Below are 14,922 nucleotides of genomic sequence, written 5' to 3'. Positions count from 1 at the left end.
ACGGGCTTCAGGCAACTTGCTCGCGCATGTCTCCGAAATGCAGACGAAAGTACGTTTAAGTGCGATGTCTATGTGATGCATCTCGAGCGCGGTATTGATTTTTCGTTCTCAACCTGGGCCGATTGTGCTTTGGCCTTGGCGAAACAGCGCATCATCTGCGGGACGGCGGCTGCAATCAGGATGGCTAGCATGCCCGTCACGACCAGAAGCTCGCGCAAGGGTAGCCTTCTCCGAGGCCGTTGCGCGGCCGGCAAAGTGCGGGCGCAGTCTTCCAACGCTCGGTGCCGTCGCTATGATCGGCATTTGAAGCCCCCAACAGCACCTGATCTTCTTTTCCCCGCATCCTGTGCGGCGAGAAATGATTAATGCGTCAATGGGAGGAATTCGAGGCCAAAAGGGTCAATCTCGGAGTGTCGGCGGGTTGCAAATTGCAGGCAAGCGGAAAACCGGCTTAAGCGCGATAGCGATCACTGCGGAAGGCCAGCTGCGACCGGCTGGGTCCCTACCGCACGCGCCTTAAGACTGAATTGCATTCCCGATCGGGACTCATATTAACTGCGGTGAGCAGAACGCGGATGCGGCGATTTGATCGAATGGCGGCTCGCAAGCTGCGGATGCATGAAAGCCTGGACAGCCCTTCAGGGCATTCCACCGGCGGGATGGCGGTTTAATGATGATCTCGATTTCGACCCCCTTCATCCGCAGACCTGTCGCGACCACCCTGCTCTCGATTGGGCTGTTCCTGCTCGGGGTCGCCGCCTATCCCGTTCTTCCCGTCGCTGCCGTCCCCAACGTCGATTTTCCGACGATTTTCGTCTATGCCTTTCGTCCGGGAGCGGATCCCTCGGTCATGGCGGCGACGGTGGCCGCACCGCTGGAGCGGCGGCTCGGCGAGATCGCCGGCATTAACCAGATCACCTCCACGAGCACGCTCGGCCTCACCAGCGTGCTGCTGCAGTTTGATATCAGCCGCGACCTCGATCGCGCTGCGCGCGATGTCCAGGCGGCGATCAACGCCTCCCTTCCCGACCTGCCAAGCGATCTTCCGTCGCTGCCACGCTTCGGCAAGGCAAATACCAATGCGGCCCCGGTTTATGTCCTCGCCCTCACATCCAAGACATTGTCGACCGGCGCCCTCTACGACGTCGCCGATACCGTGCTGGCGCAGCGGATCTCGCAGGTGCCGGGCGTCGGCAATGTGACGATCTCGGGCGCCGATCAGCCGGCGGTGCGCATCCAGCTCAATCCCGTTGCGCTGTCGAACGCCGGCATCGCCACCGATGACGTGCGCGCCGCGATCATCAATGCCAATCCGCTCGGTCCGGTCGGCATGTTCAACGGCGAGCGGCAGAGCGAGATACTGGCGCTGAACCGGCAGATGCGCACCGCGCAGGAGTTTCGCGACATCCTGATCAAGAGTTCCAATGGTAGTTTCATACGGCTTGGCGACGTCGCCGAAATCGAAGATTCCGTGAAGAACGTGCGCTCGGTCGCCTGGTTCAACAAGCAGCCCGCCGTGCTGATCGAGATCCGGAAACAGGGCAATGCCAACGTCATCGACACCGTCGACGGCGTGAAGGCTCTGATCCCGGCGCTGAAGCAGTGGATCCCGCCCGGCGTGGACATCGCCACGCTGGTCGACCGCACCGGCACGATCCGGGCCAGCGTGATCGACATGCAGTGGACGCTGCTCGCAACGGCGCTCCTCGTCATGCTAGTTGTATTCGTGTTCCTGCGCAGGGCGACCCCGACGATCGCCGCCGGCATATCGGTCCCGCTCGCGCTGGCCGGTACCTGCGCGGGCATGTGGATTGCCGGCTTCTCGATCGACAATCTGTCGCTCATGGCGCTCGCCATCTCGGTCGGCTTCGTGGTCGATGACGCCATCGTCATGATCGAGAACATGTACCGCAATCTCGAGCGCGGCATGCCGCCGTTCCAGGCTGCCGTAGAGGGCGCCCGGCAGATCGGCTTTACCGTGGTTTCAATCAGCCTGTCCCTCATCGCCGCGTTCACGCCGCTGATCTTCATGGATGGCATCGTCGGGCGCCTGTTGCGCGAATTCTCCCTGACGCTGACCTTTGCCATCGTCGTCTCAACGCTGGTGTCGCTGACGGTCACGCCGATGATCTGCGCCCACTACATCCGGCGGACCACGTCCAGGGCTGCCACGCTGTTTGACCGCCTGATCGAGGGCTCGCTGTCGCGCATCGTCGCATTCTATGCCTACACCTTACGCATCGCACTGGAATTCCCGCTGCTGACGCTGACGGTCTTCTTCGCGACCATCGCCCTTACGGTGACACTCTACATCAAGGTCCCCAAAGGCTATTTTCCGACGGATGATTCCGGGTTTGTCATCGGCGCGACCCGCGCCTCCGCCGACACCTCATTCCAGTCGATGCTGGGCTTGCAGCAACAGCTCGCCGACATCGTTCTCGCCGATCCCGCGGTGGCCGGACTGGGCTCGGTCGTTGGCAGCGGCGGGGGCGTCGGCGGACAGGGGTCCAACCGCGGCGTCATGTTCATCAATTTAAAACCGCCGGACCAGCGCGGATACGTCTCGACCGAAATCGTCATCGACCGATTGCGCCGCGCGCTCTACCTTGTGCCTGGCATCCGCCTGTTCATGTTCGCCGCCCAGGACGTCCGTGCGGGCGGCCGGCAGAGCGACTCCAACTACCAATATACGCTCACCAGCGCCGATCTTGGCCTGCTGCAGACATGGGCGCCGGTCGTCGCGAAGAGGATGGAGACGGTCGAGGGCATCACCGACGTCTCCAGCGACCGCGACCCAAATGGATTGCAGCTGATGCTCTCGATCGACCGGCAGAAAGCCTCGATCCTCGGCGTCCGGGTCCAAGACATCGACAACGCGCTGAACAACGCGTTCTCGCAGCGGCAGATCTCGATTATTTACACCCAGCGCAACCAGTACATGATCGTGCTGGAGATAGATCCCAAATTCCAGGTCGATCCGTCCAACCTCGACCGCATCTTTGTCCGCGGGGCAAACGATACGCAGGTGCCGCTTTCCACCGTGATGCGAGCGAGCCGGGGGCTCGCTCCCCTCGCCGTCCACCACTCACAGTCGTTTCCCTCGACCACCGTGTCATTCAACTTGATGCCGGACGTGCAGCTCCAGGCAGCGACCCAGAATATCCAGCGCGCGGTCGACGAGCTGCATATGCCCGAGGGCATCCGCGGCAGCTTTGACGGCAATGCCGGCGATTTCGTCAGGACCAGCGGCCGCCAGCCATTGCTCATTCTAGGCGCGCTGGTAGCAATGTATATCGTGCTCGGCGTGCTCTATGAGAGCCTCGCTCATCCGCTCACGATCATCTCTACCCTGCCCTCAGCTGGGCTGGGTGCGCTTCTCGCGCTGCAGATCACCAATACGCCGCTGACCGTGATTGCCTTCGTCGGTATCATCCTGCTGATCGGCATCGTCAAGAAGAACGGTATCATGATGGTGGACTTCGCGCTCGATGCCGAGCGCCAGCGCAGCCTGTCCTCGGCCGACGCCATTTTCGAAGCTTGCCAGGCCCGCTTCCGCCCCATCTTAATGACGACCATGGCGGCGCTGTTCGCCGGTATTCCGCTTGTCATTGCGACCGGGCCTGGCACCGAGCTCAGGCGTCCGCTGGGGATCACCATCATCGGCGGCCTGTTTGTCTCACAAGTCCTGACGCTCTACACGACGCCCGTGATCTATTTGCTGATCGAGCGCCTTCGCCGATCGCCAGCACCTGAGACGAACGTTGTACCTGCGGAATGACCGTGCCCGGCATGCACAGGCTGTGTCGTGATCATCTGCATTTCCATTTCACCTGCAGCCGGCTCTGCCGTAGCAGAATCGCCCATCGACGACGGCGAGTTTGAGGACAGAGCTCGGCTGGTGGCGCAGCAGCTCTGCACGCTATTTTAGGAAAGCCCTAGCTGCTCGACCTAAGGCCGAATGTAGAAGGGCTCAATCGAAATCAGGAATATCGACCATCTGAATGGCGCGAGGGATCTTGCGGCTGAGCGCGATCAGCCAATCTCCAGGATTGCACGGGGGTGTTACGGCTGCGAGGGCGCAATACCCATCTGCGCGTTAGCAGAACGATCCGAGGCGTCCGAGTAAACCTCTCGCCTAGCCGGGGGGAAAGGGTCGAGCCAAAGGCTGGGTCTCAGGCCAGATGCGGTCTGTCGACTCTGCAAACGGGCGGGGTCGCCGGATCAGAGCCAGTCAGTAAGGTTGACCGGTTAGGTTAAATTCGGAGTCCACTTGCCCGCTCCGCGCGCCGCACTATTGCTTCCCCATGGGCAAGAATCAATCGAAGCCGTTAGTAACGTCGCAAAAGTCGACGCTCAGTCGCATGCGCGAAGAGGTGCTAAGGCTTAGGCGCGAGGTCGAAGAAGAGCAAGCGCGAGCCGATGATATTGCGGCTCAGCGACACGATCTTCTGAAGCACACCAAGTAAGCCGCCCACGAAGCATGCATTCGGCGAACGAGCCAGTGCCAGCATTCGCAATTGCGAAGCGTTGGTCGGTGCTCGAGCGGTCGACGCATCTGACACCAGCTGCTAGCGACTACAAAATCGCATGCCTATCGGCATGAGCGCAGATTAGTCCTGGCCATCGCGAGGCTTGTTGTCCACGTCTCTTCTCATCGCAGAGACAACTCTTTGAGCCAAGACTGCCTGCTCGGCCCCGTTTCGGTCATCCGCCTTCCCGTCACCTGCCGACGCTCGCACTCTCGAAAGTTCGGAAAATGACCTAAGGGTCAGCTTGGGCTTGAGGCGCACACCACCAGAACGCAAAAAGGACATGGGTGTTATCTCGCGTAAAAAGGCGAGTTTAGCGGATGCGCCGCAGTCGTCAATTAAGTTGGCCGAAGGAAGAAAGAATATCGGGCTCCTGCCCTCAAGCCCTGCCGCCGATCGATGACAACCTCGCGGGCACCGCGTTTCCCAATCCTCCGAACCAGTCAAATTTCCAAACCAACCAACTTCTGGAAATTCGCAAATCGTATTGGTCCTTGAGCCGCCACTCACTGAATGATGAAGTCACCAGGCCAGCCAGAGATCAGCGACCGAAGGGGGCGCTAACCAAATCCTTCGTTTCACCCATTGTCTGACCAGTTACGGCTCGCGCTCGTTGCGGAGGTAGGCTTACTCGTCCTCTTGCCCGTCGGCCCGAGGGAGTAGACATTGTATTCGCCCTGCTCCGAGACGGAGTACTGATAGGGGCGCCCCCACGGATCGAGCAAAGTCTTAGCATTCTTCAAATACGGGCCATTCCAACGAGGTGCTTCCGGCGTCGCTTCGACCAAAGCCTTCAGTCCGGCGCTCGAACTTGGATACGAACCATTCTCCACATAGTACATCTCGAGCGCTGTATTGATGTTCTCGATCTGAAGCTGGGCGGACTGCGTCTTGGCCTTTCCGAAATAGCCCATCACTTGCGGCGTCGCCATTGCTGTCAGAGCCGCGAGAATGCCCATCACGACCAGCAACTCAAGCAGGGTATAGCCGGCCATCCCCGGCCGCCGTCCCCCATAACGAATGTTCCTGGCACGTTGCTGAGCCAAAGTTCCTTTCGCGTCGACGCTCATGATGTCCCCAAACCAATACCATTGCATTTCGGGCTATCCTCATCGCGCCTCGTGTTCACCGGGTTAACGGAACCCGCGACTTCGAACCAGTGTGAATACGGGGTAGTAAAAGGAGGAAAATGCACAGACATCGCAAAGCAAGGCGTTAAGCTTTTCGGCAAGTTAACCGGCTCCCTTGGCGACCCGGTCGTCAAGCTTAACCAGCGAGTTCATTTGTACCGAAAAGCGGCCGCTCCTATAGATCTGAACCACAGATTGAAAAACAGAACTTCCTTAGATATTTGTTGGAGTATTCGACTTGCAGCGCATCCATATATCCAGGATTACACGCGACCCGATCGAGAAATCTTTGTATTTGCGCTATGCGGAGATTCTCGCGCTTCGCGAAGCGGTGCGAAAGGAGAGCTCGAACGCGGCAGCGAAGAAGCTTAGGCGCACCGGCAACAAACGCGGGCGTGTGAACGGCAAGTGAAGTTGGTGCTCACGAAGCGCCTTTCACCATCACGCAGCGCCTTTCACACAGAGCGGGGATGCGTCTGTTGTCCTCACCGGCTAAAGCGCAGCCCGTCTCCGTTGCCTCAGCGCAGAGACGTAGCCTTTAGTAGCAGCGATTAAGACTGCGCAGTCGCGAACCGTCCAGCCAAACCAGACGACATCGCGTCACATCCGGGCGGCCATAAGCGTCGCGCGCCCACCTTCCATAAATCGCATATTCGCCGTAGCCGAACGGATATTCGTAACTGTCATCCAGCCTGCTGTAGACGTAACCTGCGACCGGATAGGAGAGGTCTGGCGTCACAAAGGTCGCCACCGGAGGTGCAATCCGGTCGTAACCGTACGCGCTGTGCCAACGCGGGTTGCCGTAGTGCCTCGCCCCGCCGCCTGCTTCGACAAGGGAGGGAGCGAGTATCGCGATGATCGCGATAGCAGCTGCAGTAAATGTCGTAGTTTTCATTGGTCTCCTCGCTCCGTTCGCCCTCCCCTTGGCGACGGTGAGCAGTCTATCCCACTCTCGCGCGCGGCGAGTACTGTTCGCCCGAGACGTGGTTAAGCTTTCGGGCGCGCCGAAAGTGATGGAGGCCGGTTAACCGCCGAGAGCATAACCGTCGGAAAGGATGTCCTCGCAAAACCATAGACGCTTCGCGCTTTGCCTTGCATAAGCGGGGAATGAATAGATCGACTATTACTACCATCCTTTCCATTGCCGCCTGGTCCGCGGTCGCCCTGATCGGCTATGCTACGCTGACCAAGGTGCAGTTCATCTATTTCGTCTACAGCAGGGTCAAACCGTTCCTTTTCGGAGTGAATGTCTCGACATGGGCGCATTTGGAGCACGCCATTGCATTCCTCACACTCGGCAGCCTGTTCGCATTGGCCTATCCTCGGCGCACGCTGATGGTTTGTGCGATCGTGATCGGAAGCGCGGTCAGCTTCGAGCTGCTTCAGACGCTGACCCCTGACCGCCACGGGACGGTGTTTGACGCATCCGAGAAGATCGCCGCAGGCTGCGCGGGCATTGCCGCGGTCAGACTCTTCCAATTCATTTTAGCGGGTAAGAAGGAAGCGTGAGACTCGCGCATCTATCCAATGTGACGTGCCTAGCCCAGCACGAAGCTCATCGGATCAAACACCCATGCCAGCCAAAGCCCAACGGCGAGATGGGGACCGAACGGGATGGCATGTCGGCCGTCGACTTCATAGCGCATCGACTTTAACAGAAAGGCACTGGCGAGCGCTGAGATGACTGCGATCAGAAGCAATGCAGGAAGCGAGCGAAGACCGACCCACAATGTCGCGGCAACCAGGAATTTCACGTCCCCAAAGCCAAGGCCATCATATCCGCGAATCCAACGATAAATCACACGAAAAGCGGCGGTTGCGATCGCGACGAAGACCGCTTCCGCTATGCGGTACATAATGTCGTCCAGTTCCAGAAACCAGGCGGCCACCAGACCACTTGCAGCCGTTACGGCGACAAGTTTGTCAGGAATGATGCCAAACCGCGCATCAATGGCGCAGATCGCCGTCAGGAGCGTCACGAGGGCAACGCTCAGCGAGAGATAGGCGATCGAGCTCTGGTCGGGTTGGCCGTTCAGAAGGATCCAAAATAATCCGAAGACCAGGAGCCAGACGACAAGCACCTGGTCTTGGTAGGGCTCGCGGCAAACCAGAGAGCGCGTCATGTACTGGGCGGTGCGCCTCGCCGTTTTGCTCAACTGCACGATCATTTCAGGACGGTCAGCGGCAGGGTCTGCCGCTCACCATTGGCCTCGAGCACGACCTCGTTCGGCTTCACCTCGGAGAGGCGCCAGCCCGACCATTGGTCGTTCATGGCGATCCAGACCCCTGCAGGATTGTCCGATGAGGTCAGGAATGCTTTGGCTCGCTCGCCATTCATGAACACGCCTCTGAGCGCAACGCTTGGGTCGAGCATCGCCCGTCCCGCTGGCGCTGGCGCATCGACAATGACGGGAGGCGTGGCAACCACCAAAAGCTGGCGGTTCCGCGAAAAGAGCGGACGCTGCAATATATTCTCAAAACTCCCGGCACTTCGGCTCTCCGGGCCCATTGGGGCTCGACCGCCTCTCACGGCGGACTGGCTGGCGATCGCAAGCTCCAATGACAGGATGGCCGCGATAGGAGTGATGACCGCGAGCGCCGTCAACGCGGCAAGACCCAGCAGCAAGCCCCGTTTGAGCGGGGCCAGAGACATCAGCTCTCGCCTGCTAGGGATTAGCTTGCCCAAGAGCGAGCGAATGCTCGCCGCCGAGATCTCGATAGGCAACCTCTGAAGGGGCTGCCTAAGCCGCCACCGGTCGTTTTGGGGTGCCAACTCCGTCATCGGTTGTTTACCTTCGCATCGCCGACGGGCCGGTTATCACTCAACAACGGTCCAGAGGAAGCAGGCGCGATGCGCAGTGCTCCTTCGACCGTCAGGTTCGCACGCATACGACTATCGTCTCCGTCGGCGAGTGTTCGCAGCGACAAGTCTGTAATGAACAGGAATGGCATCTGGGTCTCGATCGCGGCAACCAACTCGCGCAAAGCAGCTGCCGCCCCCTCTACCTCCAACCCGACCGGGACTGCTCGCCATTGTCCCGCCTCGCGGCCCGGTAATCCGCGAACAACCTGTACTGCCAATCCCTTCGCGCCGGCAAGGGCCTGAAGGTTGGCTTGCAAGTCAGCGCTCGCGACGCGCTCCTCGGCTCCAGGCAGATAAGGGTCAAGATCTGGTGTCGAGGACCTGGCAAGCTTGGCTGCTTCTTCCGCGATGCCGCGGATCTGCGCTAGCTGCGCTGCGCTATCGAGTATGTCTTCATTGCGCTCAGCGAAGTGAGAAGCGATGGGCGCCAGGATGGTAAAGCATACCGCCAGGGCGATCGCACCATTCAGGCCGAAGAAAATCAGCCGCCGCCGGAGGAGCGCGCCCGTCATGATTGAGGCCTTTCCGCCGGCTTCGAAACACGGCCTGCACCAGCCTTTCGCAGTTTCAGACTCATGCGAAACCGGTCCCGCCGCTCGGCCGCGTCAGGTGTGATCGGGCCCACCAGAGTTGCACCTGTGAAAAGGCGGGAGCCATCGAGAGTTCGCACGAGCCGGGCCGCATCGGACGACACACCTGACAAGGTGATGGTGCCCGCGGCAATTCGGACTTCCGTTAGGAACGTATGGTCCGGAATGACACGAGACAACTCGTCCCAAGCTGCCAGGGTGCCCGGCACGGCCTTGAGCGCCACAAGACGAGCGGTCGCTCCCACTCCCTGTTGCCCAAATTGAACGCCCTGCTTTGCTTCGTAGAGTTCGTCCTCCAGTCCCGCGGCTCGATTTGACTGCCACCACTCGAATCCGAGCAATCCAGCGATCGTGGCAATCGCCAAAGCGCCCCCAAGGATGCGGGTTGCCCGCAACACCCAGGGCGGATCATCTTGCCGAGTTTCCTCCAGGGTCACCACAATAATGGGTGCACCAGTCGCCGGCGTGACCGCGATGAAGTCGATCTCCGACACTTGCAACCCCAACCGAGCGATCTCGGCCTCGACCCGATCCTTCGGAATGATCCAATGCCGAAAGGACGCCACGCCCTCATTTGACGGCGCGTCCGGCGTCACCCCATGCCAGATGTCGGCGAGCTGGAATGGCGTGCGATGAACGACCTCTTGCGCGAGAATCCGCTTCAGCGCGTCGAGTTCCGATCGCGGCAGCCTGAACTCGCGCTGAAAGAAGAGATCGGATTCCAAGGCGATGCCGACCTGCACGGCATCGCGGTCGCACCCACATTCCGCAAGCCAATCATCCAGCCCTGCGCGGTTCAGATGCCCGGCTCGAAAGCGGCATTCCTGTACGCCTGATGGAGCAACCAAATGACAAAGGACGGTATCATTGTCTGCCGTGAGGAATAGGCGCGTTTCGACGCCAGCCTGCAAGATGCGATGCCAGGCCTTTGGCGAACATTCACGCAGCTCATTGATCCACCAGCGCGTGAACTTCTGCCACCCCTGCGCAATCGCACGAGGGGCCTGTACTCTTGTCACCGAGACGTCCGTCATCGGTCCATTTCCCCTGCAAATCCAAACATCGATCTGATCAATATATTTACCAATTGTTTACGAGGGGTAACCCCAGCCGTGGCTTTAAGAGCCGCCAGGCGCCCCTTCGTTGCGCAACGCCACGACGACCGCGGGACCATTGCGCTCCGCCTCTTTGAAATTGAAGCCAATCTCAATCAGCGCAGGCAATCGCCGCGCTTTAATCCAGTCATCGCGCCAGATCGCTTCGCCATTCGAGCCCGCCACTCCAAAGTAGCGGAAGCGTATGTCGCGCAGACCCGCCACAATGGTGGTCGAGGAAACGGGCGGTTTGCGAGACCCCCCTTCTCTCAGCGCTCCGAAGACCTCGATCACCAACTCGTCGTTGCGCCGACGAATACGGACATCCTGTGGCCCCCCACGCAGTGCTCGCCCTTCGCTCAGAGTCACGAAGCGTAGTTCTTCACGTTGCCCATCAAACAGTAAGCTGCCAGGCTGCAGCGCATTGGCCACAGGCATGGCCGAGGCGATCAAGCTACGGAGGCTCTCCCCGGCCGCGTTGGTCGCCGCTTCGACACTGTTGCGGCGATCTGCGCTAAATGCGCGGATAGCGGTGGACAATCCGCCAACGATGAAGCTCGTCAGAATGGTCAGGATTGCGAGAGACACCAGAAGCTCGATCAAGGTGAGCCCGCACTCGGAATGGCGACGATGGATGCAGCGAAACCTCCGCGGCTCTCGATATCCGCTCATGGTGCAGCTCCCGAGGCAAGCTTGAGGGCGGCCAGCTTCGTTTCCAAGCCGGCTTCGTCCTGCACGACGACCTCGACCCAGGACGGCACGACCATGTTGGCGGGAGTAGCGGCTCCATCCTGCGTCGTGCTCTTTCCGAGCTGGACAGCGGTCACGACTTCCCGCCAGCGATATCGCCCGATGCGTCCCTCGCGGCGACCGCTCTTCAGCGGAGCGCTCCGGCCAGCCGCCTCCAGCCTGGATTGGGCAATCTGGTTGAGAATATGCTTATTATGCACCCTGGCATCGGTTCGCAAAGCGGTCGTAATTCCGACCATCAAGGTGCCGAGACCGACGGCAAGCACGATGAAGGCGATCAGCACTTCAATCAAGGTGAAGCCGCGCTCAAGTGTACGACGACTGCAATGAGCCGATGATCCGCATGTCGAAGCAGGAGCGGGCATCATTCGATCCTCGCCTCGCCGGTAAACCAGTTAACGACAACACGCTCCCTGCGTCCTCGATAGGTGAGCAGGATCTCCCCGCCGCTCGAACCACCATCGGGATAAAACCGCACGCCGCCTACGGCGCCATGCTGCTCAGTTGTTGCGACAGTTAAGGACACTTCCATGCCCGCAGGCAACGGACGCATGGCGTCAGTGATTCCAAAACGCCTGTTCTGGGTGTCAAGGCCGACGACAATTTCAGCATTGCGGGCGCGGGCCTGGCTGCGGGCGAGTTGAAGGCTCGCTGCTATCGAGCGAGCTTCGGCATTGATCCGGGCGGCCGCCGTTCTTGGCTTGGCGGCCAGGACGGCGGCAGAGACCAGCGCCATGATCGAAAGAACGACGAGCGTTTCGATCAGCGAGAAGCCCCCGGAGGTTGAAGCCACCCGCCTCATTGATAGGCCAGATTGTTGATGGAAAGCACAGCGCTCATCACCTGCAGGATCAACGTGCCGACAAGCCCACCGATGCCGACGGTCAGCAACGGGGTAAGGAGCCCGACGAGTTGATCAATCTTGCTCTGAACCTCGTTTTCCAAGTTGGAGGCGACGCGGATGAGCATCTTTGCGAGCTGTCCGGTCTCTTCACCTACAGCGATGAGGCGTAACATTGCGGGAGGTATCAACCCCGGCCCTTCGAGGACTTGGTTCAGCGCCCTGCCCTCAGGGACCCGGCTGATTGCCTCGCTGTAGCGAGTACTCAAATATCGATTGCTCACCAGCGACACGGCCGTCTGCAAGGCGGTCATGAGCGGCACCCGGGCCTCGAGAAGGCTGCCGGCCGAGCGCGCAAACTGGCCTGCCTCACGCCGTTGAACAAGCGGTCCGATGATGGGCAGTCGACATTTGAAATGATCAACCTCCTTCATCATCGTTTCGTCACCGGCGATCTTGCGACAGGCGATCCAGCCAACGACAATTGCAAGCGCGCTCCAAAGCAGAAGTCTGGGCCAATTGTCTGGCAGGTCGGCAAGCGCTGCCAAGATGCCAGGCAGAGGCAGGTCTGCGTCAGAAAAGATGGGCGCCAGATTCGGGATCAGCACGAAGACGATCACAGCAATCGACATGAGCGACATCATCAGCAGAATTGCAGGATAGACCAGAGATCCGCGAATCTTGTTTCTGATCTCGACCCGCCGGGCGAGCATCTCTCCCAGCAAGGTAAGCGCTTGCGCAGTTTGGCCACCAGCTTCGCCGCCGGCCAGGATCGCAATATAGTCAGCAGGAAAAACCTCAGGCCTTCTTCCCATCGCCTCGGACAGCTGCAGACCGGCCAGAATGTCCTTCAGCAATCCGTTCGCGAGCGCGATCCGCTTGGGCGACGCACCGGCGCCGGAGAGCACCCGAAACGATGCATCGACGGGAACGCCGGAACTCACCAGTGATGCCAGTTCGGTCGTGAATGCAGACAATTCCTTTAGTCCGATTCGCTTCCCCCCCTGACCACGCAGGCCAAGAGCACTCCGCTCGATCGAACGTTTAGCCGAAGGCGGATCATGGTCGGGGCAAAGCACCGTATCCACCGGCGTCAGCCCAGAGCCATAGAGTGCCTCGATGGCCGCATCGCGTTCTTCAGCGACGATCGTGCCCGAAGTAACGACGCCCTGCCTGGTATAAGCGCGATACTGGAACGTGGACACGCGATGCTCTCCTAATCAAATCGCGAAACCCTGAGCACCTCGTCAATCGTCGTCTCACCACGTGAGACTTTGATGAGGCCGGCCTCATAGAGAGTGTGGAAGCCTGCATGTCGCGCGAGAGCGATCATAGTTCGTCGATCATCATTCCGCCTGCCGATCGCTTCTCGCATCTCGTCATCAATGACAAGGAGCTCCGCAACGCTCGTTCGGCCGAGATAGCCGGTGCCATGACAAGTCTCACAGCCGACCGCCTCACGCGCACCTGACCAATCAATTGCAAGACCTTCCGGAATAGGCCACTTCAAGCGCGACGGGGTCTCGGCACGATAGACGGCCGGGCGCGCACAATGCGGACATAGTCTGCGCACCAGACGCTGAGCCATCACACCGGTGAGCGTCGAAGCCAGCAGGTAGCGTTCGATGCCGATGTCCATGAGACGCGTGATGGCGGCGATGGCGCTATTTGTGTGAAGCGTCGAGAAGACCAGGTGTCCCGTCAGAGATGCCTGGACGGCGATCCGCGCCGTCTCCAAATCACGAATTTCGCCGACCATGATGATATCCGGATCCTGACGCAGGATGGAGCGAAGCGCGGCCGGGAAGTCGAGACCAATCTGTGGCTGAACCTGGATCTGGTTGATACCAGCGAGCTGATATTCAATCGGATCCTCGACGGTGAAGAGCTTCAATTCCGGACGATTGAGTTCTTTCAACGCAGTATAGAGCGTCGTCGTCTTGCCGCTTCCCGTCGGGCCCGTCACCAGAATAATGCCGCTCGGCAATGCCATGAGTTGGCGCAATCCGGCCTGAATGTCCTGATCGAGGCCGAGCTTGGAAAAATCGAGCTCAACCCTGGTGCGATCGAGAATTCGCAGGACAAGGCTCTCGCCGAAAGCCGTCGGCAAAGTTGACACACGCACGTCTATCTCGGTGCCGCGGACGGCGGTTTTGATGCGGCCATCCTGCGGCAGACGACGCTCGGCGATGTCCAGCTTGGCCATGATCTTGATACGTGTCGTCAGCGCGGCCTTGAGTGTGGAGGGCACGAGCCGTTCCTGCTGGAGGAATCCATCAAGCCTGAACCGCACCAGAACATTGTCTCGCCCCGGTTCGATGTGAACGTCGGATGCTCCGCGCTCGGCTGCATGAGCGATGATCTGATTCACCAGGCGTATGATCGGCGCTTCGTTGGCGATGTCGCGCAGGCGCTCGATGTCCATCTCGTTCCCATCGGTCGCGCCGACGCCGATCATTTCCTGATCGTCACCGCTCGATGGGACGCCCGTATCCTGGTAGAGCTTGCGAAATGCACGTTCGATGTCTGCGGGGGCGATCACCGCCAGCTCGACCTTGCAACGGAGCATGTAGCCGATCGCTCTGTGTGCCTCTTCGTCGAACGGATCGACTGTCGCCAGCAGCAGCACACCGTCCGACGCCGATATCGGCAAGGTGCGGCTCGCTTTGAGGAAAGGCAGCTTCAGTCGCTCAGCCAACACCGCTTGCGGGGGAACGTCGGACGATCGCACGACCTTGAGCCCGCAATAGACAGCATATGCGCCGCAGAGATCTGCCTCCGAGAGTAGACCCAGCTTCACCATGACGGTGTCCAGTCGTTCGGACGCAGCTTCCGAAGCACGCCTGGCTCTCGCAACTGCGCCGGCGTCGACGAGACCCTCGCGCACCAGAAGCCCAGCGAACGCCTCGGCGAATCCGTCTTCCTTCGGCGTGAGGACCCTGGGAACGCCCGCCGCAGGCTCGTCCTCGCGTATCAGCGTCTGCAGGTGGGCGGGCATCGGCTCTCAAAAGTCCTGACCTAAGAATATGGACTTCACGCTAGAACGATTTTGTTAATTAAGGCTTTTCATACTTTATTTGCCATTTTCATTTACGAACTCGCAATCGATGTGCGAACGAGGCCGA

15 protein-coding genes are annotated in these 14,922 nt (G+C 59.9%); 3 read left to right on the top strand and 12 right to left on the bottom strand.

Annotated elements, in window-relative coordinates; all coding sequences use genetic code 11:
- Positions 1-68: 68 nt before the first annotated feature.
- On the bottom strand, positions 69-218 hold the full coding sequence (locus X265_RS12805) for a type II secretion system protein (RefSeq protein ID WP_128965141.1): 150 nt from the start codon (positions 216-218) through the stop codon (positions 69-71).
- Between the two features lie 455 nt (positions 219-673).
- On the opposite strand from X265_RS12805, the gene X265_RS12800 reads away from it, so the two are divergent.
- The gene (locus X265_RS12800; RefSeq protein WP_128969241.1) at positions 674-3,778 is read left to right on the top strand and encodes an efflux RND transporter permease subunit; all 3,105 of its coding nucleotides are present in this window, start codon (positions 674-676) and stop codon (positions 3,776-3,778) included.
- A gap of 1,329 nt (positions 3,779-5,107) precedes the next feature.
- Here the strand turns inward: X265_RS12800 and gspG are convergent.
- On the bottom strand, positions 5,108-5,599 hold the full coding sequence (gene gspG / locus X265_RS12795; protein WP_208764273.1) for a type II secretion system major pseudopilin GspG: 492 nt from the start codon (positions 5,597-5,599) through the stop codon (positions 5,108-5,110).
- A gap of 298 nt (positions 5,600-5,897) precedes the next feature.
- Between gspG and X265_RS40430 the strand changes: the two genes are divergently transcribed.
- Positions 5,898-6,071 (top strand): hypothetical protein, encoded by a 174-nt coding sequence (locus tag X265_RS40430; protein ID WP_164938551.1) that lies wholly within the window; start codon positions 5,898-5,900, stop codon positions 6,069-6,071.
- 126 nt (positions 6,072-6,197) lie between these two features.
- Here X265_RS40430 and X265_RS12790 read toward each other — a convergent pair whose 3' ends face one another.
- Positions 6,198-6,554: a hypothetical protein gene (locus tag X265_RS12790; RefSeq protein ID WP_128965140.1), complete on the bottom strand. Its 357-nt coding sequence runs from the start codon at positions 6,552-6,554 to the stop codon at positions 6,198-6,200.
- Between the two features lie 212 nt (positions 6,555-6,766).
- Here X265_RS12790 and X265_RS12785 point away from each other — a divergent pair, with 212 nt between their 5' ends.
- Complete coding sequence (locus tag X265_RS12785) at positions 6,767-7,168, top strand: VanZ family protein (protein WP_128965139.1); 402 nt, start codon at positions 6,767-6,769, stop codon at positions 7,166-7,168.
- 29 nt (positions 7,169-7,197) lie between these two features.
- Here the strand turns inward: X265_RS12785 and X265_RS12780 are convergent, their stop codons facing one another.
- The 9 genes from X265_RS12780 to X265_RS12740 all read right to left on the bottom strand — a co-directional run bounded on the left by X265_RS12780 (position 7,198) and on the right by X265_RS12740 (position 14,795).
- Positions 7,198-7,827, bottom strand: coding sequence for a prepilin peptidase (locus tag X265_RS12780; RefSeq protein WP_128965138.1), 630 nt, complete (start codon positions 7,825-7,827; stop codon positions 7,198-7,200).
- The gene (locus X265_RS12775) at positions 7,824-8,033 is read right to left on the bottom strand and encodes a hypothetical protein (RefSeq protein ID WP_128965137.1); all 210 of its coding nucleotides are present in this window, start codon (positions 8,031-8,033) and stop codon (positions 7,824-7,826) included. Before X265_RS12775 ends, X265_RS12780 begins: the two co-directional genes overlap by 4 nt.
- A 404-nt stretch (positions 8,034-8,437) precedes the next feature.
- The gene (gene gspM / locus X265_RS12770) at positions 8,438-9,034 is read right to left on the bottom strand and encodes a type II secretion system protein GspM (RefSeq protein ID WP_128965136.1); all 597 of its coding nucleotides are present in this window, start codon (positions 9,032-9,034) and stop codon (positions 8,438-8,440) included.
- Complete coding sequence (locus tag X265_RS12765; RefSeq protein ID WP_128965135.1) at positions 9,031-10,146, bottom strand: PilN domain-containing protein; 1,116 nt, start codon at positions 10,144-10,146, stop codon at positions 9,031-9,033. Before X265_RS12765 ends, gspM begins: the two co-directional genes overlap by 4 nt.
- Before the next feature lie 84 nt (positions 10,147-10,230).
- A complete protein-coding gene (locus tag X265_RS12760) occupies positions 10,231-10,809 on the bottom strand; it encodes a hypothetical protein (protein WP_164938550.1) in 579 nt (192 codons plus the stop codon).
- 65 nt (positions 10,810-10,874) lie between these two features.
- Positions 10,875-11,240 (bottom strand): hypothetical protein, encoded by a 366-nt coding sequence (locus X265_RS12755; protein WP_244659506.1) that lies wholly within the window; start codon positions 11,238-11,240, stop codon positions 10,875-10,877.
- Positions 11,241-11,320: 80 nt separating this feature from the next.
- On the bottom strand, positions 11,321-11,749 hold the full coding sequence (locus X265_RS12750; protein ID WP_164938548.1) for a GspH/FimT family pseudopilin: 429 nt from the start codon (positions 11,747-11,749) through the stop codon (positions 11,321-11,323).
- A 5-nt stretch (positions 11,750-11,754) separates the two neighbouring features.
- A complete protein-coding gene (locus X265_RS12745) occupies positions 11,755-13,002 on the bottom strand; it encodes a type II secretion system F family protein (RefSeq protein WP_128965131.1) in 1,248 nt (415 codons plus the stop codon).
- Positions 13,003-13,013: 11 nt separating this feature from the next.
- On the bottom strand, positions 13,014-14,795 hold the full coding sequence (locus tag X265_RS12740) for a GspE/PulE family protein (RefSeq protein ID WP_244659503.1): 1,782 nt from the start codon (positions 14,793-14,795) through the stop codon (positions 13,014-13,016).
- Between the last annotated feature and the right edge of the window lie 127 nt (positions 14,796-14,922).

This window comes from Bradyrhizobium guangdongense (assembly GCF_004114975.1).
Lineage (GTDB): Bacteria > Pseudomonadota > Alphaproteobacteria > Rhizobiales > Xanthobacteraceae > Bradyrhizobium > Bradyrhizobium guangdongense.
The sequence above is the reverse complement of the archived record's forward strand: the minus strand, read 5'-3'. Positions and strand labels throughout refer to the sequence as shown.